The organism is Geobacter sp. (assembly GCF_027327745.1).
Classification (GTDB): Bacteria; Desulfobacterota; Desulfuromonadia; order Geobacterales; family Geobacteraceae; genus Geobacter.
Genome location: NZ_DAHVYG010000030.1, coordinates 64,135 through 84,967 on the forward strand (window position 1 = coordinate 64,135; position 20,833 = coordinate 84,967).

The window sequence follows — 20,833 nt, forward strand, 5'->3', positions numbered from 1 at the left end:
TTTAATCCAAAGCGGCTTATTTCTTGCTTTACAAGATGGCTGTGTTTTCAACTTGTTTGAGGAGTAGTTCGATGAAGATCAAGCGAGTCGCCCTCATCACCCCCCCGTATCACTCCGGTGTGGTGGAGTCTGCCGGCACCTGGCTGAATGTCGGCTTCGTCTATATTGCCGGGTCGCTCCGGGCCGCGGGGTACGAGGTCGATTACTACGACGCCATGTCCCTCTGGCACAAGTGGCCCGACATCCAGAAGCGGATCGAGGCGTTCCGCCCCGACGTCGTGGCCACCACCGCCTTTACCGCCTCCATCGTCGACGCGGTGAAACTCCTCGCCTTCGCCAAGAAGATCAATCCCCGCACCGTCACGGTCCTCGGCAACGTCCACGCCACCTTCTGCTACGACGAGATCCTGAAGGGGGACCACGCGGCGGTAGACTACATCGTCCGGGGAGAGGGGGAGGTGACGCTTCCCCAGCTCTGCACCTGCCTCAATGCCGGCGACGACCCGAAGAAGGTGGAAGGGCTCGCCTTCTGGCGCGACGGCGGGGTGGTGGTCACCCCCAGGGCCCCCTACATCCACGACCTGGACACCCTTCCCACCGCCTGGGACCTGGTGGAGTGGCCAATCTACACCTACCGGGCGAAGAACAATGCCCGGCTCGCCATTGTCTCCTCGTCCCGGGGGTGCAAGCAGCAATGCTCCTTCTGCTCGCAGCAGCTCTTCTGGTCCCAGTCGTGGCGGGCGCGCAGCGCCGAGAACTTCGTGGCCGAGCTGGAGATGCTGAGCCGGACGCACGGGGTCGAGGTAGCGATGCTCTCCGACGAGATCCCCACCTTCGACCGCGAGCGCTGGGTGCGGATCCTCGACCTGATGATCGAGCGCCAGGTCCCGGTGAAGCTCCTCATGGAGACCCGCGTCGACGACATTCTGCGGGATGCCGACATCATGGACCGCTACCGCGCGGGGGGGGTCGAGCACATCTACGTCGGCGTGGAGGCCGGCACCCAGGAGACCCTTGATCTCTTCAAGAAGGACACGCAGGTGGAGCAGTCGAAGCAGGCCATCGATCTCATCAACGGCGCCGACATCGTTTCGGAGACCTCCTTCGTTCTCGGCATGCCGGACGACACCCCCGAGTCCATCGACCAGACCATCGAGCTGGCCAAGCATTACAACCCCGACATGGCCTTCTTCCTTGCCATCGCCCCCTGGCCCTACGCGGAGCTCTACCCGGAACTGGAGCCCTACGTGGCCACGAAGGACTACCGCAAGTACAACCTGGTGGAGCCGGTGATCAAGCCGAAGAACATGACGCTTGAGGAGCTGGAACGCCAGCTCGGCAGGGCCTCCCAGAAGTTTTTCATGCACAAGTTCCAGAACCTCGACAGGCTCTCCCCCTGGAAGCAGGAGTTCATGCTCTCGGTCCTCGACCTCCTCATCAACCACTCGTATCTTGCCGGGCAGATGCGCGCCATGCTCAAGGAGGGGAAGGAGATGCCGCCGGAAGTGAAGGCGCTCCTCCAGAGCGTGGGCAAGCATCGGGGCGGGGCGAAGCACTCTGCCGTTGCTCCCATCCCGTAAGGGGAATTCCGGTCAGCCTCGGCGGCACTGCGGCTTCATCCGCAGTGCCGCCGCAGTTCCATCTCCAGCGATTCTTCCCCCCCGATCGATCCCGCCTGATTCGTCAATCGTCGTATCCTTTCGTTGGTAACTTCATCCAGGATTTCCCGCCTCTGGGGCTGGATTTGTCATGCCGTGTCAAAGATTTGAAAATGGTGTCGAAAAAATCATTGAATTGGCATGACCCCTGCTAAGTCTGTTCTCATAATGCACCGATGGTGATTTTTCGGGGACGGTCATGGTGGTTTCGCCGGACAGATCGGTGAATTGGCTGAATGTCCGGTTAAGGCTTCGAAATGATTGGTGGTGTCGGCGGGTCTTCCGGGCGGTGAAATTCTAATGACTTGATTTGCCGAAATTTTTTCTTGTCTTTGTCGCAATGTTAAACTAATCTCAGATTTTCGCAGGCGGAATTTTGACACTTCATCTCTTCGACTTCCCATCGTCAAAGTAAAGGAAAGGAGGTAGTCTCACTTTGAAAAGGTCCAGAATTTTAAGAAAGGTGTCCCCTGCCCTGGTCATCCTGTGGGCCGTGGTTGCGATGCTTCTGGCCGCCCCCATCGGGGGGCATGAAGCGTTCGCCCTCACGGAGGCCGACTGCAGGACGTGTCACACCGGTGATCCCACTACCGGAAGCATGTCGCCCCAACACCATGCATTGATCCAGAGCAAGGGGCTTTCATGCTACACCGGAGGCACGACCACCGGGTGTCACAACCTGGCTTCCGACGGCAGCGGCGGTTTCACCATCGAGGTGGTCCATGACTGCATAGTCTGCCACGGTCAGATCGACCACCTGACCCAGCACAACATGCTTTCCGCCGCCACCGACTGCGCCGGTTGCCACACGCAGACGCCGGTGGCCGAGCACCTGAACCGGACCTCAACCTGCTTCACCTGTCACAACAGTACGAAGCCCGAGGTGCAGCAGACCATTGCGGCGGGCAAGGCGGGCACCTCGGTGAACTGCCTCAACTGCCACGGAGCGGTCAACCATATCGCCCAGCACGACAAGGCGGTTCCGGCCCCCGACTGTGTCCAGTGCCACGCTCAGGGAGTTGTCTACGAGCACCTCAATCGGACCTCCACCTGCGCCACCTGCCACCAGAGCGCGAGACCCGAGGTCCAGAAGGCGATTGCCGACGGCCGTGCCGGCATCACGGTTGACTGCGTCAGCTGTCATGGTGCGGTGAATCACATCGCCCAGCACGACAAGGTGTCGACCCCGACCGACTGTTCCTCCTGCCATAACCAGGGGGTCGTCTACGAGCACACCACGCGCCATTCCACCTGTGCCACCTGCCACGCCAGCACCAATCCGACGGTGCAACAGACCATCACCCTCGGTCGGGCGGGGACGATGGTCTCGTGTGCCAACTGCCACGGTACGCCGAACCATATCGCCCAGCACGACAAGGCCCTTGCCAGCGTCGACTGTGCCCAGTGTCACAACCTTGGCGTGGTGAACGAGCACCTGAGCAGGACTTCCACCTGCGCCACCTGCCACAGCAGCACCAATCCGACCGTACAGCAGACCATCGCCGCCGGCAAGGCGGGGACGGCCGTTTACTGCGTCAACTGCCACACGGACGTGAACCACATCGCCCAGCACGACAAGGCGGTTACCGCTCCCGACTGCGGCCAGTGCCACACCCAGGGTGTCGTCTACGAGCATCTAAACCGCAGCTCGACCTGTACCACCTGCCATGCCAGCACCAACCCCACCGTGCAGCAGACCATCGCGGCGGGGCGCGCCGGTACCACCGTCAACTGCGTGAACTGCCACGGCAGCGTGAACCACGTCGCCCAGCACGACAAGGCCCAGGCCGCCCCCGAGTGTGCCCAGTGCCACACCAAGAGCGTCCTCGACGAGCACCTGACCCGTACTTCCACCTGCGCCACCTGCCACTCGAGCTCCCGGACCGAGGTCCAGAGCGCCATCGCCGCGGGCCGGGCCGGGACGGTCGTGACCTGCGTCACCTGCCACGGCCAGTACAACCACCCCACGGCCCACACCGGCAAGGTGAGCGTCCCCTACGATGAGTGCAGTGGCTGCCACGCGGCTCCCCTGACCGACCTCCATGCCCAGCGGGGCTTCCAGTGCGCCGCCTGTCACAGCAGCACCAACAGCGCGGTGACCGCGGCGGTTCAGAAGGGTCTCGGGGGGCAACCGGTGGTCTGTGCCGACTGCCATAACTCCATCGGCGGCTTCGGCAACCACGCGGGGCAGCACGACCGGATCACCCTCAACGGCACCACCGGCTTCATCGCGGCCCACGAGGAGAAGCAGGTCTACTGCACCGCCTGCCACACCAGCACCAATGCCACCGTGGTCAAGGTGATCAACGACGGGATGGCCGGTGTCCAGCAGCCGTGCAACGCCTGCCACAGCGTCGCTGGGGGGACCCCCGGCAACCAGTCGCCGGTGGCCAATGCCGGTCCCGACCAGACCGTAGCGGTCGGCCAGAGTGTCAGCTTTAGCGGTGCCGGCTCCAGTGACCCCGACGGCAGCATCGTCGGCTACACCTGGAACTTCGGCGACGGCACCACCGCCAGCGGCGTCACTGCCACCAAGACGTATGCCACCACCGGCGCCTATACGGTGACCCTCACCGTTACCGACAACGCCGGCGCCACCGCCACCGATACGGCCGTGGTCACCGTCCAGGCTCAGGCCGGTTCGGTCTCTGCCGACGAGGTGCTTTACCTGCAGCGGCTCTACAGCGCGAGCTCTTCGGACAGCAACAGCAGCAATGTCACCACCGCGTTCAAGGACGGGAACCTGACCGACCGCTACCTGCTGCAGTACGGCAGCCGCGGCTCCAACTACGTGATCGCCATGAAGCTCAACCGTGACGCCCTGACGGCGAGCAAGGTCGTGCTGCGGGTCTATGTATCGTCCCTGAGCTCTTCGCGGACGATCAGGGTCTACCCGTACAAGTCCGACGGCACGTCGGTGAACACCAGCTACTCTGCAAGCCTGAGCACGAGCACCACTGGGTGGAAGGATATCGATGTCACCTCCATCGCCCAGCGGATGAACGGCTACGGCTGGATGAAGTTCCGCGTCACCACCACCTCGGGCAGCCTCTATCTGGCCGAGGGGGCCTTCCAGGTTCAGTAGGGGGGTGACGTGAACGGAATCCAAGAAACCGCACAGTGGAGGAAGGAAATGAAGCGCATCGCAACCACAATCGCCGCGCTCCTCGCCATGGCCGCACCGGCCATGGCGGGGCACACCGCCGCGGTCGGGCAGGGGAGCTGCTCCTACTGCCATAAAACCAACCTGGTAACCCAGCACGGCGGTTTTGCCGCCACCGTCTGCCAGACCTGTCACGACAGCACGGTTACCGCCGTGAAAGACACCATCGCCCTGGGAGTTTCCGGCCAGACCTACGCCTGCTCCAACTGCCACGGCTCCGCCGGTCACACCGAGAAGCACCCCGGCTACATCGCCAACTGGTCCACCATGGATGGGGTCCAGCCCGGCGCCGCCGCGATCTGGACCCAGCCGACCGCCTTCACCCCCGTCAGCCCGGCGACCAAGCAGTCCCAGGTCTGCCTCAAGTGCCACTCCTACAACGGGTTCGGCGCCGCGGCCGGGGGAGTCTCGGGTATCGTCGGCCCCACCGGCAGGACCCTGACCGACCAGGCGCTGGAGTTCAACCCGGCCAACCGTTCGGCCCACCCGGTCGTCGTCACCCTCAATAACCAGACCGGCTCGCCGGCCCCCCGGGCACTCCCCTCCTCTGCCATGAAGGCGCCGTGGACCAACGTGGGGAACCAGGTCATGTCCTGCTCCGACTGCCACGACCTGACCGTCTCCGGCACCACCGGACCCCAGGGGGCCACCTACACCTGGTCGCTGAAGGGTACCAACAAGGCGTGGCCGTACACCGTGGCCGGGGTTACGAGCGGCACCTATCAGACCACGAGCAACAACTCCATGTCGTTCTGCTGGAACTGCCACAACTTCAGCGCGGCCGGCAAGCCCCACACTGAAGGGGACCACAACGGCGTTGCCTGTGTGGGGTGCCACATCCGCGTACCCCACGGCGGCAAGGTCTCACGCCTGATTGCGACGGCAACGTCCGGGCTTCCGGCGTATCAGTCGGCCGACGGGAAGGGAGGGGGAACGAAGGTCACCGGCTTCAAGAAGGCATCCTCCCCCAATAACTACAGTGAATCGAGCTGCAGCACCAACTGCGGCGAGCACGGCTCCATTTCCGGGGCCGAGACGTGGTAAGACGCGCGATCGGGCGCCGATTGCCGGCGTGAGATCGTTCAGGAGGCGGCGGGGCAACCCGCCGCTTTTTTTATCTGCTCCCCTCTGCCGATGAGGCATGTGTCGGCCAAATGGCGGTCCTGCTGGGCGAAAATTACGTTTTTGGGCAGCAGGTAGCGGGGAGGGAGCGGAAAGCCTGGGGTGCCGCAGTATCTTCTGGATATTCGGCTCCCGGCCGTTTTTGTTTCGTCCCGAAGGTCCCAAGGCAGTTGGCCCCGAAGTTGCAATAAGGTAACAGGCACGTAGCTAAGCAGTAAGGATAACCGATAAGACTAAACCACCCGCGAGGGTGGGGCGGAAAGCCTAGGGTCTCTTTGAGACAGCCGGGATGCCGAAAGATCCACACATTGGATAGACGGCCCCGGCTTTTTTTGTGCCCGGTGGCGCCCGAAGCAGCCGCAAAAAGCATTCGTCAAAGGCAGGAGTGGCAGATGAAGGAAGCGTTTCGGAAGATTTGCACGGTTACGTTGATGGCCGTGGCGGCGGCTTGGGTGGGGACTGCCCGTGCGTCGATCCCGCCGCAGGTGACGGTCTTGCCCGCAATCACCGACGGGATCAGCACCCCCATCAGAATCGCCGTTGATCCGGCGGGGAACGTCTACGCGGCCGATCCGCGCGGCGGCGGGATCCTCAAGTTTTCGGGGACAGGGCGGCTCCTTCAGACCATCCCCACGGCGGCTCCTCCCCAGGGGGTGGCGGTGGCCGCAAGCGGCACGATGGCGGTGAGCGAAGGGACCTTCGTGGCGCTCCTCGACCAGAGCGGCAAGGAGCTGCGGCGGCTCGGCAGCGGTGCCGGGCAGTTCCGGATGGCCAACGGCATCGTCTTTGACGACACCGGCCGGATCTACGTCGTGGACAGTCTCGACAATTGTGTGCAGGTCTTCTCGCCGGCCGGCGACTATCTGACCCGCTTCGGCGTCCAGGGAGGGGGGAGCGGCCAGCTCAACATGCCGACCGGCATCGCCTTCGAAAAGGTTGCCCGCCAGCTGGCCGTTGCCGATACGCTGAACGGGCGCATCCAGTTTTTCGACACAAACGGCGCGTACCAGCGCACGGTCTGCTCCTTCGGTTCCGGCCCCCTGAAGCTGACCTTTCCGCTCGGCGTCGCCTTCGAGTACACCGGCGGCGCGGCGCCGGCGGTCTCCCGGATGTACGTCTCCGATTCGTTCCAGGGAAATGTCCAGGCCCTCGATCCTGCCGGGAGCGGCTCGTTCCTGGCGTTCGTCGGTGGTTACGGGACCGGCGACGGTCAACTCATTACCCCGTCCGATGCGGCATTCGATGCCGCCGGGAGCCGTCTGATCGTGGCCAACGCGGTGGGGAGTCTCACCGTGTTCGGTATTGGCGATACCTTCATTCCCGTCGACAATGTGCCGCCGGTGCTGACGCTCAATCCGCTGCCGCCCAGCACCATCGCGGCGAGCCAGACCGTCTCGGGGACCGTGGATGCAGGCGCAACGGTGACCGTGGCGGTGAACGGCGGCGCGGCGGCATCCGCCGTCGTGGCGGGGGGGAGCTGGAGTGCGACGGTAAGCCTCGCTCCGGGGGCAAATACCATTACGGTCAAGGCAACCGACGTCGCCGGCAACGTCTCCACCGCCACGGCCGCCATCACCCTGTCGATCACGAACTTCAGCATCGACTCGGTACCGGCGCTCCTGAACGTCCCGAGCGTAACGCTTTCCGGTCAGCGGACGGCGGGGGTCGCCATTTCCGTTGCCAATACGACTACCGGTGCCGCGGGAAGCGTCTCCTATCCGACCTCCACCACGTGGCGAAGCGACGTGACCGGCCTTGCCGAGGGGGACAACCTCATCACCGTCAGCGGCGGCGGCAACTCCGAGAACGTGACGGTCACCGTCGACACCCGGCCGCCGGTCCTGACGGTATCCGCCATCCCGGCGGGGAGCGTCACCCCGGCCCGGGTCCAGAATGTCACCGTCCGGGTCGCCGATCCCCATCTCGACAAGGTCACCGTGAACGGCAATGCCGCTCCGGTGTCCGGCGGACTGGCTACGGCCGCCGTCACCCTGGCCAATGGCGCCACCACCATCACGGTGGCCGCCAGCGACCTGGCCGGCAACATCACGACCGACACCCGGAGCGTTACCTTCGACAGCACCGTGCCGGGCATGTCGATTGCCGCACCGGCCGACGGCGTCCAGACGAGAACCCCCGTCATCGAGCTGAGCGGAACGGTTGCCGCCAATACCACGGTTACGGTGAACGGGGCTGCCGCCCTGATGAACGGCACATCCTGGAGCAAGCGGGTGAACCTGGTCCCCGGCCTCAATACGGTGACGGTGACGGCCACCGACCTCTCCGGTAAGGTGGCCACCCTCAAGCGCTCCGTGCTCTACGACGCCGCCCTGCCGCAGCTGGCCATAGCGGCGCCGGCCGAGGATGGGGCGACGGCGGTGAACAGCCTGGCCGTTTCGGGGAATACCGAAACCGGCGTGACGGTGACGGCGACGGTGAACGGAAAGCCGCTGCCGGTGACGGCTTCGGGCACCAGCTTCAGCTTTGCGCTGCCGCTCACCGTCGAAGGACCCTATGCGGTGGCGGTGACGGCGAGCGACGCCACCGGTGCCACGAGCGTGGTGAAGAGAAACGTTACCGGCGACCGGACCCCGCCGCTCCTGCTCGTCACCAGCCCCACCGTCCCGGTGCCGTCGGTGATTTCCGGCGCGGCAGACCGCGATGCCACTGTGACGGCCACCGACCGGAGCGGAGCCGTGACCGTGATCCCGGCCGTCGGCGGGACTTGGAGCCTGGACCTCTCCGCCGCCTCCCTCGATCCGGGAACCGTCCGGGTGGCCGCCGCCGATGCGGCGGGGAACACCACGGCCCGCACCCTCGCCGCTCCGCTTCCGACCGGCGACGTGAACGGCGACGGGAAGGTGAATATCTCCGACGTCATCGAGATCCTGAAGGTTGCGGTCGGCATCGCTTTCCCCACCTCTTCCGATTTCGCCAACGGCGACGTGGGACCGCTGGCGAACGGGAAGGCGTGGCCGGACGGCAGGATCGACCTGCGGGACGTGATCCTGGTTCTGAGGAAGGCCGTGGGGACGGCGGCGTGGTAACTCCCCGAGTTGCCGACGAAAAACGTGCCGGTATACTTGCTGGAACTGCAATAATCAGGGGTGACTCATGAGTAAAGGTCTACGTGGATTGCTGGCTGCCCTGCTGGTCTTTCTGTCGCTTGCCGCGACTGCCCACGCCATCGACCCCCCCCACGGGGCGATCGCCGGCCTCACCTGCTCCACGTGCCATACCACCCATGCCACACTGGGCACCACGGGTTACAACAACATGTGTCTCAACTGCCACCGGCCGGGGGTCCCCCTCGCGGGGACCCGCCCCTTCACCATGGCCGACATGGCGAATCCCTTTGGCACCTATACCGGGACGCGGGTCGGGACCATCTACCAGACCTCCCATGCCTGGCGGGGGTCCGACACCGTCCCCCGGGCGGGGGCGCTTCCCGCGCAGGACCCGACCCTTGCCGCCAGCAAAGCGGTGGGGATGCTGACCTGCAGCCGCTGCCACGATCCCCACAACAACACCAACCGCCCCTATCTGCGGATCGCCAGCGACCGCGACCAGCTCTGCCTCGACTGCCACCGGGTCCGCAACACCACCGACCAGAGCCGCGGCACCCATCCGGTGAACGTCGACTATGCCGCCGCCGTCGCGGCAAACCCCGCCGGCTTCCACCCGACGCCGGTCAACAGCAATCCGGCGAACCCCACCTCGGCCATGAAGCTCGTGAACGGGGCGGTCCTCTGCTCCACCTGCCACGGCATTCACTACACCGACTCCAACAGCGCCACCTTCGACAACCACTCGGGGTACGACCTGCTCAAGCCGTCGGCCGGCTACCTTCTGCGGACCGACCTGCGCGGGGCCGGCGCCACGGCCCCCAACATCTGCACCAACTGCCACATCAAGCCGAATCACAACGGCCGGGGACAGAACGTCCAGTGTGCCGACTGCCACGGCGGTCACGTGGATCCGGCCGACGGGAGCGTGCCGAACGTCTTTCTGGTGAACCGCTACTTGAACGTCTCCACCATCTTCGGCGCCGTCCGGAAGAAGCCGGTGTTTCTCCAGTACACGGCGGCGGCCAGGCGTCCCTACAAGGACGCCGACGGCACCGGGGTCTGCCAGGCGTGCCACGCGGTGCCGACGGGGGGGAGCTATCCGGCCGAGCACTCGCTCGTGACCGCCACCGCAGCCGACTGCGGCATCTGCCACGCCCATGGCAATGCCGGCGGGGCCTTCTCCGCCACCGGCGGGGGGTGCAACTCCTGCCACGGCTACCCGCCGAAGGCGAGCGCCGCCGGCGGCCCCGATGGCATGGCGGCCGGCTACGCCTCTGCGGGGGTGAGCGAGGCGACCACCCCCCACAGGCGCCACGCCGGCGGCGGAAGCGACTACTCCATTGCCTGCGACCAGTGCCACCGGGGGAACAGCCACGGCACCGGCACCTTCCAGGACGTCTTCAAGAGCCCGGCCGGGACGGTGGCGGCTTCCTTCGGCGCGACACCGATCTACAACGCCTCGGCCAGCACCTGCGCCACGGTCTACTGCCACAGCGACGGCGCGCCGCGAAACGCGTCCCTGACGCCGGTCATGACCGCCAGGGCGATTCCTCCCTGGCCCAACGGCGCCGGGACCATCACCGGCTGCGGCTCGTGCCACGACGCCGCACCCGCCACCAACGCCCACGGGGCCCACCTGGCGAAGGGGTACGGCTGCGCCCTTTGCCACGGGGCGACCGTGAGCGACAACACGACAATCTCCGACCGGAGCAGGCACGCCGACGGCGTGAAGAGCGTGGCGTTCGGCACCGTCCCCCTGACCGCCGGCACCTTCTGGAATGCCGCCGCTGCAAGCTGCACGGCGAGCAAGTGCCACTCCGACGGCACCGCCGGCGGCACCGGCGCCCCCCTGGTCACGCCGGTCTGGACCAATCCGGCCACCGGGGCATGCGGCAGCTGCCATGCGACCTCGCCGGCCATCGCCCCGACGAGCACCCGCACCATCGCCTCCGGCCTCCACACGACGCACCTCACCGGCGCCTACGGCGCGAACCTTGGCACGGCCCTCACCGCCTGCCAGAGCTGCCACGATTACTCCGCCGTCAAGCACGTGAACGGCACCGTGGACCTCCAGGCCACCGCCTGCACCGGCTGCCACCCGCTGGGGGCGAGCTGGAGCACGACGACCCGCCTTGCCTGCACCACCTGCCATGCCGCCACCTCGTCGGTGATCGGCGGTGTCGCCGCCCCTTACAAGGCGAACTTCGCCACCACCGGCCACGGCCAGGCGGGGGCGAGCTATGCGGCGAGCCGCGCCTGCGAGAGCTGCCACGATCCGGGTGCCCCCCACATCTCCGGGGCCCTCGGGGTCAACATGCGGCTCACCCTTCCCGATGACAACACCCTCTGCGCCTCGTGCCACAACGATCCGGCCAGGGTCCCGACCCCGAGCCGGCAAAACGTCGCATCCCACGTCACCGCCAGGGGGGGGACGCCGACCGGCGCCTGCAAGAGCTGTCACGACGTCCACGGCACCGCCAACCTCTCCATGGTGAGGACCACCATCAACGGCAAGGCGGTCACGTTCACCAATCTGTCGTCCGGTTTCGTCAAGACCGTGGCTCCCTATGACGGCCTCTGCCAGGTCTGCCACACCCAGACCAACCACTACCGCTCGGGCCAGGCCCCGGATGGCCACCCGACCAAGAACTGCCTCTCCTGCCACAGCCACAAGGGGAGCTTCGCCTTCCAGCCGGTGGGGGGCGGTGCCTGCGACTCGTGCCACGGCTATCCCCCCCTTCCCGCCGGGTACGCAAGCGGCGCCGGGAACTACGCGGCCGGCAAGCCCGAGGATTACCCGGGGGGCGGCGGCGCCCATACGGTCGCCAGGCACGTGCCGAAAACGGCGGTGCCGGCCGACGGCTGGAGCAACTGCACCAATTGCCACGGCAACGGCTCGCCCAACCCGGCAACCCATACCATGAACCTGCCGGTGACCCCGAGCAAGATCACGGTGGACGTAAGCGACAGGTACAAGTTCAACCACACCCTGCCGCTCGGCTCCCAGCAGTACAGCGGCAAGCTCCTTGACGGCGGCGCCAATGCCACCGGCAGCTGTTTCAACGTCAGCTGCCACTTCAAGGCGTCCAGGAAGTGGAGCACCGCCAGGTAGTACGGTTCTCGCCCGCGAGAAGATGAAAGGAACGAAGGCAAGGAGTCGACAATGGAACAGAGGAAAAGGTTGAAAGCCTCGAGGGGAGTCTTCGCATGGGCCGCTGCCCTGGCGCTGCTCCTTGCGGCAGCGGGGAGCGCCCGCGCGGCCTCCACGTGCAGCGACTGTCACGGGATGCCACCCATCGACGCCCCGTACCGCAACATCACCACCGGCGGCTTTAAGGGGAGCCACCAGACCCACCAGCCGGCAGCGGCGGGGGCGGCCAACTGCGCCGTCTGCCACACCGGCAGCGCCACCTACGGCACCGACCACACGAACGGCACCATCGACCTGTCGAACAACCTGAACAACTCGCCGGTGGCCGCGCTTTACAGCAAGGGTGTTTTCTTCAACCAGACCTCCAACCCGGTGATGGGGAGCTGCGCCAACGTCAACTGCCACTTCGAGAAGACCACTCCCCTCTGGGCGAGCGCCAAGCTCGTCTCCCCCAACGACTGCGGCGTCTGCCACGGCAATCCCCCGTCCGACGGCAACCACCCCTCCATAACCGGTCCCGGCAAGAAGCACGGCGACTACTACGGCACCGGCGCCACCTCCTGCGGCAAATGCCACGTGGACCACACCGCCGAGGCGGCTCCCTTCGCCCATGCCTCCAGCGCCGGCAACCGTTCCCTGATCCTCCGGTTCACCGCCACTCCCAATACGGGGGGGACCTACTCCAAGAGCGCCAATCTCACCTACCCAAACTACCTCCCGAGCAAGAACCCGATGCGTGACGGCACCTGCTCCGGCATGTACTGCCACAGCGACGGCGCCGGCGGCGCACCCGGGACGGTCCCTGCCTGGGGGGGGACGCTTCCGGCCGACTGTACGGGGTGCCACGGCGGCAACGCCACGTCGGCCAGCCCCATCGCCTCCGGACTCCACACCCGGCATATCAACGCCGCGGCGGTTCTCGGCACCAACTTCGAGTGCGCCCGCTGCCACAACGGCCCCGTGAGCGCCGGCAACGACCGGGCGATCACCACCCCGGCAAGCCACGTGAACGGCACCAAGACCGTCTCCTTCGTCGGCGGGGGGACCTATAACGCCACCGCCAAGACCTGTGCGACCACGGTCTGCCATTCCTCGGGCAAGGCGACGGCGCCACAGCCGGCGGCTCCCTCCTGGACCGGCGCGGCCCTGGGGTGCAACGGCTGCCACGGCACCTCCAACCCCTTAGGCATACCCGATTACCCCAACGGCAGCGCGGGCGTTCCCCTGGCCAACAGCCACGCCAGGCACGCGGCGGCGGCCGGCGATTGCGACAAGTGCCATACCAACACCACGACCACCGGTACGGCCATCAAGGCCGGCTCCACCGTCCACACCAACGGCACCATCGACGTGAACTTCAATACCGCCAAGGTGGGGACCACCGCCACCTGGAGCGCCGCCACGAAGACCTGCTCCAACGTCTCCTGCCACGGCACCGCCAAGCCGGTCTGGGGGGGCACGCTCCCCACCGACTGCAGCGGCTGCCACGGCAGCTTCGTCACCAGTGCCGTTCCCATCGCCTCGTACAGCCACCCGACCCACCTGTCGAAGGCTTACGGCCCCGGCACGTACCTGGGAGCCACGGTCACAGTCTGCCAGACCTGCCACGATTACAACACCGTCCAGCCCGATCCGAAGCACGCCGACGGTACTGTCGAGGTGCTGAACGCCGCCGGCTCCGCCTGCGCCAAGTGCCACCCCGGCACCCTTCCCACCTGGACCAGCAGCAGCCGGCTCGCCTGTACCTCCTGTCACGCCGCCACCCCGTCGGTCCTTCCCAACGGCGTCGCCGCCCCCTACAAGGCGAACTTTGCCAGGAGCGGCCACGGCCAGCCGTTCACCAACTACTCGTCGAGCCGCCGCTGCGAAAGCTGCCACGACGCCAACGGCGCCCACATCTCCGGCGTCCTCGGCGACAACATGCGGCTTCTCCTCCCCGATGACAACACCCAGTGCGCCTCGTGCCACAACAGCGCCGCCAAGGTGCCGACGGTGACGAAGCGAAACGTCCTCTCCCACGTGACCGTGAAGGGGGGGGGCGCCACGAGCGACTGCAAGAGCTGCCACGACGTCCACGGCTCCGCCAATCTCTCCATGGTCAAGACCTCCATCGCCGGCAAGACGATCACCTTCGCCAACCTCTCGTCCGGCTTCGTGAAGACCGTGGCGCCGTATGACGGCCTCTGCCAGGTCTGCCATACCCGGACCGCCCACTACAAGGCGGGTCAGGCGCTGGACGGCCACCCGACCAAGAACTGCCTCTCCTGCCACGGCCACAAGGGGGGCGCCTTCGCCTTCCAGCCGGTCACGGCCTGCGACTCCTGCCACGGCTACCCGCCGCTTCCGGCCGGATACGCAAGCGGCGCCGGAAACTACGCGGCCGGCAAGCCCGAGGATTACCCGGGGGGCGGCGGCGCCCACGTCATCGCCCGTCACGTGGCGAAGACGGCGGTGCCGGCCGACGGCTGGACCAACTGCACCATCTGCCACGGCAACGGCTCGCTCAACCCGGCAACCCATACCATGGTCCTGCCGGCGACCCCGAGCAAGATCACCATCGACGTGAACGACAGGTACAAGTTCAACCACACCCTGCCGCTCGGTCCGCAGCAGTACAGCGGCAAGCTCCTCGACGGCGGCGCCAACGCCACCGGGAGCTGCTTCAACGTCAGTTGCCACTTCAAGGCGTCGAAGAAGTGGAGCACCACCCGGTAAGGAACCCGGCCGGCCGGAGGAGAACCCTTCGGCCGGCCACCTCCTGCCGGTTTGATTTTTTCCAGGTTTCTGCTGAACTTGAGAGGAATGCAATCGCATCGTTTCGGGCTTCCATCCGGAGGGGGCCCTTGAAAGGGAAATGGGCATGAGACGGATGATGACGAGACACGTTCCCTGGCTCCTGGCGGCGCTGATGATGCTGGCTGCTCCGGCGGGTGCCGCCTCGGTCTGCAGCGACTGCCACGGGATGCCCCCCATCGACGCGCCGTACCGCAACATCACCACCGGCGGCTTCAAGGGGAGTCACCGGACCCACCAGCCGGCGGGGGTCGTGGCGGCCAACTGCGCCATCTGCCACACCGGCAGCGGCAGCTACGGCATGGACCACATGAACGGCAAGGTCGACATGTCGAGCAACATCAACAACTCGCCGGTGGCGGCGCTCTACAGCAAGGGGGTCTTCTTCAACCAGACCTCCAACCCGGTGATGGGGAGCTGCGCCAACGTCAACTGCCATTTCGAGAGAACCACCCCGGTCTGGGCGGGGGCTCCCCTTACGGTTCCGGCAAGCTGCAGCACCTGCCACGGCCTCCCCCCCGCCGACGGGAGCCACCCCTCCCTCGCCGGCGCCGGGAAGAAGCATGGCGATTACTACGGCACCGGCGCCACCTCCTGCATCAAGTGCCACCCGGACCACACCGCCGAGGCCAAGCCCTTCGCCCACGCCTCCAGTGCCGGGAACCGGGGGCTGATCCTGCGGTTCACCGCCTCTCCCAATACGGGGGGGACCTACTCCAAGACGGCGAACCTCGGCTATCCCGCCTATCTCCCGAGCCAGACCCCGGCCGCCAACCGCAACGGCACCTGCACCGCCACGTACTGCCACAGCGACGGCGCCGGCGGCGCGGCGAAGACAACCCCCACCTGGGGGGGGACGCTCCCCGCGGACTGCACCGGCTGCCACGGCGGCAACAGCGCCACCTCCGCCCCGATCCTGACCGGCCTCCATCCGCAGCATGTGAACGAATCGGCGCTTCTCGGCACCAACTTCGACTGCGCCCGCTGCCACAGCACCACCGTGGGCGTCGGCAATGACCGGGCGCTCACCACACCGGCAAACCACGTGAACGGCTCGAAGACCATCTCCTTCGTCGGCGGGGGGACCTACGACGTCACGGCCAAGACCTGCACGGCGACCCTCTGCCACTCCTCCGGAAAGACGGCGGCGCCCCAGCCGGCGGCCCCCTCCTGGGCCGGCGCCGCCCTGGGGTGCAACGGCTGCCACGGCACCTCCAACGCCTTCGGCACCCCCGACTATGCCAACGGCGGGGCCGGGGCGGCCCTGGCCAACAGCCACGCCAAGCACGTGAGCGTTGCGGCCGACTGCGCCCTCTGCCACGTCAACACCACAACCACCGGCACCGCCATCAAGGCCGGCTCCGCGCTCCACACCAACGGCGCCATCGACGTGAGCCTGAACACCACTGACACCAGGGTCGGGACGACGGCCACCTGGACCGCCGCCACCAAGACCTGCGCCAACGTCTACTGTCACGGCGCCACCCTCACCGGCGGCACCACCAAGAGCCCGGTCTGGGGGGCCACCCTCACCGGCTGCGGTACCTGCCACGGCTTCCCGCCGGCAACCTCCGTCCACACCGGCAAGGTCGCCACCGACTGCATCGGCTGCCACCCCCACGTGAATGCCACCGGCACCGGCTTCACCGACGCCACCAAGCATATAAACGGCGCCATCGACGCCTCCGGGGGGCACGCGGTCCCCTACTACACGCACCCCGTTCCGGCACCCGCCACGGGCCAGTGCGGCGGCTGCCACGCCAACGCCAGCGCCACGGCACCCTATCCGGCGGGGACCGCCCCCAACTACACCGCCCCCGACTGCCGCTCCTGCCACGTGGCGAAGGGCCCCTACGGGGTCTCCGACTGCTCCTCCTGCCACGGCGCCGCCGGCGCCACGGGGGTCAACCTGGGACGCCCCACCGGCACCACCTTCCCGAACATCGCCGGACAGCACGGCAAGGGGGACCACCGGGTTGCCTGCAGCACCTGCCACGGCACATACGGCACCGGCCGCACCGACGGCACCCACGGGCCGGGGAACCATACCCCCTCCACGGTCACGACCCGGGCCACCAGGGTCAACGTCACCCTCCCGACCTGGAACCCCACCACCCGGACCTGCGGGACCGCCTGCAACTACAACCACGGGTCGAAGACCTGGTACTGACCGAAGGCCGGGAGCGACACCGCTCCCGGCTGCTTTGCGCCATGAACATCAAACGGTTCTTCCTTTCCCGCATATCGGTCATCAGCTTCATCGCGCTGCTCCTGGGGGCGGTGGTCGCCGCCTCCGTCATCCCCCAGGAGTTCCTCGCCACACCCGGCGAGATGGCCGCCTGGCACCAGGCCCCCCCGGGGCTCGCTCCCTGGGCGGCCCGCCTCGGGCTGCACCATCTCTACACCACCCCCTGGTTCGCCCTTGTCCTCCTGCTGACCCTCGTCTCCCTCGTCCTCTCAAGCATCGAACAGTGCCGCCTCGCCTTCCGCAGGACCTTCGAAGTCCCGGCCCCCGGGGGGGGGGAGGGGAATTCACCCCTTTCCGAGCCCGACCTGACGGCCCGGCTTCGCCGGCACGGCTATCTCCCGGTGGCGCGGGGCGGGGGGATGCTCCGCTTCGTGAAGCACCCCTGGGGGTACTGGGGAAACGTCCTTCTCCACGGTGGGATGGTGGTGGTCATCGCCTCGTCTCTTCTCATCGCGCTTACCCAGAAGCGGGGCTCCCTCACCCTGTTCGAAGGGGAGCTCCATCTCCCGGCCGATCCGTGGAATTCTGAGGAGAACGGCCTTTTGGCCGGCAGCTTCGTCCTGCCCGAGCCGGTTCGTCTCGACCGGGTGACGCCGCACTTCCGTCCGAACCACAGGATCAGCCGGATCGTCTCGGAGCTGAGCTTCCTCCCGCCGGGAGACAGGCCCCGGCGCCTGAGCGTGGAGGTGAACGCCATGGCGAGCCACCGGGGGGTCACCATCTACCAATCGACCGACGTGGGGCACGCCTTCAACGTCGAGTTCACCGACCCCTCCGGACGGCGCGAGGTGTTCCGGCTGCCGATCAACCACCCGGAGAGTCTGGAGGAGGCGGGCTACAACGACTTCCGATTCCCGTGGCTGCCGGTGAAGCTTCAGGCGAAGTATCTGGTCGACGCCGAGCGGAAGTCGCTCCGGAGCCGCACCCCCCTTCTGACCATCCGGATGATGGAGGGGGAGAACGAGGCGGGGCGCGCCACCCTGAGGCCCGGCGAGAGCGCAGCGCTCGACATGTACCGGGTGCGGCTCGACAGCGTCCAGCGCTGGACCACCCTCATCTTTGTGGAGCTGACCGGCATGCCCGGGGTCTTCGCCGGCTTCTTCATGGTCGTCCTCGGGACGCTCCTCGCCTACTGCACGCCGCCGCGGGAGCTGGTCGCCACGGCGCACGGGCGGGGATACCTGCTTCGGTGGCGGGCCGCGAAATTCGCCGAATTCTATCAGGAAGAACGCAGCCGGCTCCTTGCCGTGCTCGCCGGGGAGGGTGAGGGATGAACCGGATGTTTGCAGCCTACGTCGGGGTTCACTGGGTGGCCGTCGTCATCTACGTCGTCGCTACCATCGTCAACGTCGCCGGCCTCGTCTTCAGGCGCGAACGGGCCGAGCGCGCGAGCTACCTGATCCTCGCCGCGGGGTGGCTCGTCCACAGCGGCGTTCTCGCCTGGTGGTGGGGGGTCACCGGCCACGGTCCGTACCTTGCCCGCACCGAGGTCCTCTCCTCGGACGCCTGGATCGCCCTCACGGTCTTTCTGATCTTCCAGCGCCTCTACCCGCGGGTGCGGCCGGCCAGCGTCATCGTCTTTCCCGCCGTCTTCCTGATGATCGCCCTCGGCCTCTTCTTCGACGTCCAGATCCGCTCCCTTCCCCCCACTTTTACGGGCATCTGGCTCGTCCTTCATATCGCCTTCTACAAGATCGCCCTCGGCACGATCCTGATCGCGCTGGCCTGCTCGGTCTTCTACATCCTGAAGAGACGGACCGCCCTCCCCTGGCTCGGCCGGCTTCCCGAGCTCCCCTCCCTCGACCTCCACGCCTACCGCTTCGCCGGCTTCGGCTTCATCTTCTGGGCCATCGCCATGCTGGCCGGCAGCATCTGGGCCTACAAGTCGTGGGGGCGTTTCTGGGGATGGGACCCGGTGGAGAGCTGGTCGCTGGTCACCTGGATCCTCTTCGGCATCCAGCTGCATCTGCGCCGCTTCTTCCGCTGGAGCGGCGAGCGGGCCGCCTGGTTCTACCTCCTCTGTTTCGTCTTCTCCCTGGTGGCCCTTTTCTACACTTCGCACCTCAACACCTCGATCCACATGGAGTATTTCCGGTAGGTGGCGCCGCGTCCGGCGGCTTTTTTTCGTTGACTTTGCCGCGTATTCACCAATAGAATTGAGAACTTTTGTGAACTCGGAGGGAAACGCATGGCCAAGGTGTACAAGGTAGCGGTCCTCCCCGGCGACGGCATCGGCCCCGAGGTGATGGCCGAGGCGCTCCGGGTGCTGGACGCCGTGGAGACGAAGTACGACGTGAAGTTCGAGCGGACCCACGCCAACGTGGGTGGCGCCGGCATCGACAACGAGGGGAAGGCCCTTCCCGAGAGCACCGTGAACATCTGCAAGGCGGCCGACGCCATCCTCTTTGGCTCCGTCGGCGGCCCCAAGTGGGAATCGCTCCCCCCGGACGAGCAGCCCGAGCGGGGCGCGCTCCTGCCGCTCAGAAAAATATTCGGCCTCTACGCCAACCTGCGGCCGGCCATCATCTTCCCGTCGCTCACCGGCGCCTCGTCCCTCAAGGAAGAGGTCATCGCCGGCGGCTTCAACGTCCTGGTGATCCGCGAACTGACTGGCGGCATCTACTTTGCCCAGCCCAAGGGGATCGAGGGAGAGGGGTGCGACCGGGTCGGCTTCGACACCATGCGCTACAGCGTCCCCGAGATCGAGCGGATTACCCACGTCGCCTTCCAGGCGGCCAGAAAGCGCGGCAGGAAGGTCTGCTCCATCGACAAGGCCAACGTCCTCTCCTCTTCGGTCCTCTGGCGCGAGGTGGTTACCGGCATCGCCAAAGAGTACCCGGACGTGGAGCTCTCCCACATGTACGTCGACAATGCCGCCATGCAGTTGGTGCGCTGGCCCAAGCAGTTCGACGTCATCCTCTGCGAGAACATGTTCGGCGACATCCTCTCCGACGAGGCTGCCATGCTGACTGGGTCGCTGGGGATGCTCCCGTCGGCGTCGCTGGCCGAGGGGACCTTCGGCATGTACGAGCCCTCCGGCGGCAGCGCCCCGGACATCGCCGGCCAGGGGATTGCCAACCCCATCGCCCAGATCCTCTCCGCCGGGATGATGCTCCGCTTCTCCTTCGGCATGGTGGAGGCGGCCGACGCCATCGACTGTGCCGTGGCCAAGGTCCTCGACCAGGGGGTCCGGACCCGCGACATCTTCCAGGAGAAGCCGGGCGAGAAGCTGGTGAACACCAGAGAGATGGGCGACGCGATCATCGCGGCCCTGTAACCATTTAGACTCCAGGAAAGGAATTCCATCTATGAAAGTCGGAATCGTCGGTTGGCGCGGTATGGTCGGCTCGGTCCTCATGCAGCGGATGCAGGAGGAAAATGATTTTGTCCTCGGCTTCGAGCCGGTCTTTTTTACCACCTCCCAGGCCGGGCAGCCGGCACCGATGGGTGGCGGGACCCTGAAGAAGGCTGATGACATAGAGGAGCTGAAAAAGCTCGACATTATCATCACCTGCCAGGGGGGAGACTACACCAAGGCGGTGCACCCGGAGCTACGCAAGCAGGGGTGGAACGGCTACTGGATTGATGCCGCCTCCACGCTCCGTATGGAGGAGAACGCGGTCATCATCC

General features: G+C 66.5%; 10 protein-coding genes, 1 pseudogene and 1 riboswitch. All 11 genes and pseudogenes read left to right on the plus strand.

Annotated features, from left to right (window positions below; all coding sequences use genetic code 11):
• Window positions 1–71 precede the first annotated feature (71 nt).
• A complete protein-coding gene (locus M6689_RS05515) occupies window positions 72–1,580 on the plus strand; it encodes a radical SAM protein (RefSeq protein ID WP_298268825.1) in 1,509 nt (502 codons plus the stop codon).
• 541 nt (window positions 1,581–2,121) lie between these two features.
• A complete protein-coding gene (locus M6689_RS05520) occupies window positions 2,122–4,743 on the plus strand; it encodes a cytochrome c3 family protein (protein ID WP_298268827.1) in 2,622 nt (873 codons plus the stop codon).
• A gap of 48 nt (window positions 4,744–4,791) precedes the next feature.
• The gene (locus tag M6689_RS05525) at window positions 4,792–5,865 is read left to right on the plus strand and encodes a cytochrome C (protein ID WP_298268829.1); all 1,074 of its coding nucleotides are present in this window, start codon (window positions 4,792–4,794) and stop codon (window positions 5,863–5,865) included.
• A 300-nt stretch (window positions 5,866–6,165) separates the two neighbouring features.
• Window positions 6,166–6,240, plus strand: a riboswitch (cyclic di-GMP riboswitch).
• 95 nt (window positions 6,241–6,335) lie between these two features.
• Entirely contained in the window at window positions 6,336–8,990 is a 2,655-nt protein-coding gene (locus tag M6689_RS05530; protein ID WP_298268831.1) for an Ig-like domain-containing protein, read from the plus strand.
• A 67-nt stretch (window positions 8,991–9,057) separates the two neighbouring features.
• Window positions 9,058–12,123, plus strand: a complete 3,066-nt coding sequence (locus M6689_RS05535) for a CxxxxCH/CxxCH domain-containing protein (RefSeq protein ID WP_298268833.1) — start codon at window positions 9,058–9,060, stop codon at window positions 12,121–12,123.
• A gap of 51 nt (window positions 12,124–12,174) precedes the next feature.
• Window positions 12,175–14,877 carry a CxxxxCH/CxxCH domain-containing protein gene (locus tag M6689_RS05540; RefSeq protein ID WP_298268835.1) on the plus strand — a complete coding sequence of 901 codons (2,703 nt, stop codon included), beginning with the start codon at window positions 12,175–12,177 and terminating at the stop codon, window positions 14,875–14,877.
• Window positions 14,878–15,022: 145 nt separating this feature from the next.
• The gene (locus tag M6689_RS05545) at window positions 15,023–17,125 is read left to right on the plus strand and encodes a CxxxxCH/CxxCH domain-containing protein (protein WP_298268837.1); all 2,103 of its coding nucleotides are present in this window, start codon (window positions 15,023–15,025) and stop codon (window positions 17,123–17,125) included.
• Window positions 17,126–17,166: 41 nt separating this feature from the next.
• Window positions 17,167–18,477 (plus strand): cytochrome c biogenesis protein ResB, encoded by a 1,311-nt coding sequence (locus tag M6689_RS05550; protein ID WP_298268839.1) that lies wholly within the window; start codon window positions 17,167–17,169, stop codon window positions 18,475–18,477.
• A complete protein-coding gene (ccsA, locus tag M6689_RS05555; protein ID WP_298268841.1) occupies window positions 18,474–19,301 on the plus strand; it encodes a cytochrome c biogenesis protein CcsA in 828 nt (275 codons plus the stop codon). Before M6689_RS05550 ends, ccsA begins: the two co-directional genes overlap by 4 nt.
• A 90-nt stretch (window positions 19,302–19,391) precedes the next feature.
• The gene (gene leuB / locus M6689_RS05560; protein WP_298268843.1) at window positions 19,392–20,480 is read left to right on the plus strand and encodes a 3-isopropylmalate dehydrogenase; all 1,089 of its coding nucleotides are present in this window, start codon (window positions 19,392–19,394) and stop codon (window positions 20,478–20,480) included.
• A 31-nt stretch (window positions 20,481–20,511) separates the two neighbouring features.
• Window positions 20,512–20,833, plus strand: a pseudogene (locus tag M6689_RS05565) (aspartate-semialdehyde dehydrogenase); the annotation flags it as partial.

Coding starts and splice junctions, on each gene's coding strand:
- M6689_RS05525 (WP_298268829.1), top strand. CDS start 4,792: ATGAAGCGCATCGCAACCACAATCGCCGCGCTCCTCGCCATGGCCGCA.
- ccsA (WP_298268841.1), top strand. CDS start 18,474: ATGAACCGGATGTTTGCAGCCTACGTCGGGGTTCACTGGGTGGCCGTC.
- M6689_RS05535 (WP_298268833.1), top strand. CDS start 9,058: ATGAGTAAAGGTCTACGTGGATTGCTGGCTGCCCTGCTGGTCTTTCTG.
- M6689_RS05550 (WP_298268839.1), top strand. CDS start 17,167: ATGAACATCAAACGGTTCTTCCTTTCCCGCATATCGGTCATCAGCTTC.
- M6689_RS05530 (WP_298268831.1), top strand. CDS start 6,336: ATGAAGGAAGCGTTTCGGAAGATTTGCACGGTTACGTTGATGGCCGTG.
- M6689_RS05540 (WP_298268835.1), top strand. CDS start 12,175: ATGGAACAGAGGAAAAGGTTGAAAGCCTCGAGGGGAGTCTTCGCATGG.
- M6689_RS05515 (WP_298268825.1), top strand. CDS start 72: ATGAAGATCAAGCGAGTCGCCCTCATCACCCCCCCGTATCACTCCGGT.
- M6689_RS05545 (WP_298268837.1), top strand. CDS start 15,023: ATGAGACGGATGATGACGAGACACGTTCCCTGGCTCCTGGCGGCGCTG.
- leuB (WP_298268843.1), top strand. CDS start 19,392: ATGGCCAAGGTGTACAAGGTAGCGGTCCTCCCCGGCGACGGCATCGGC.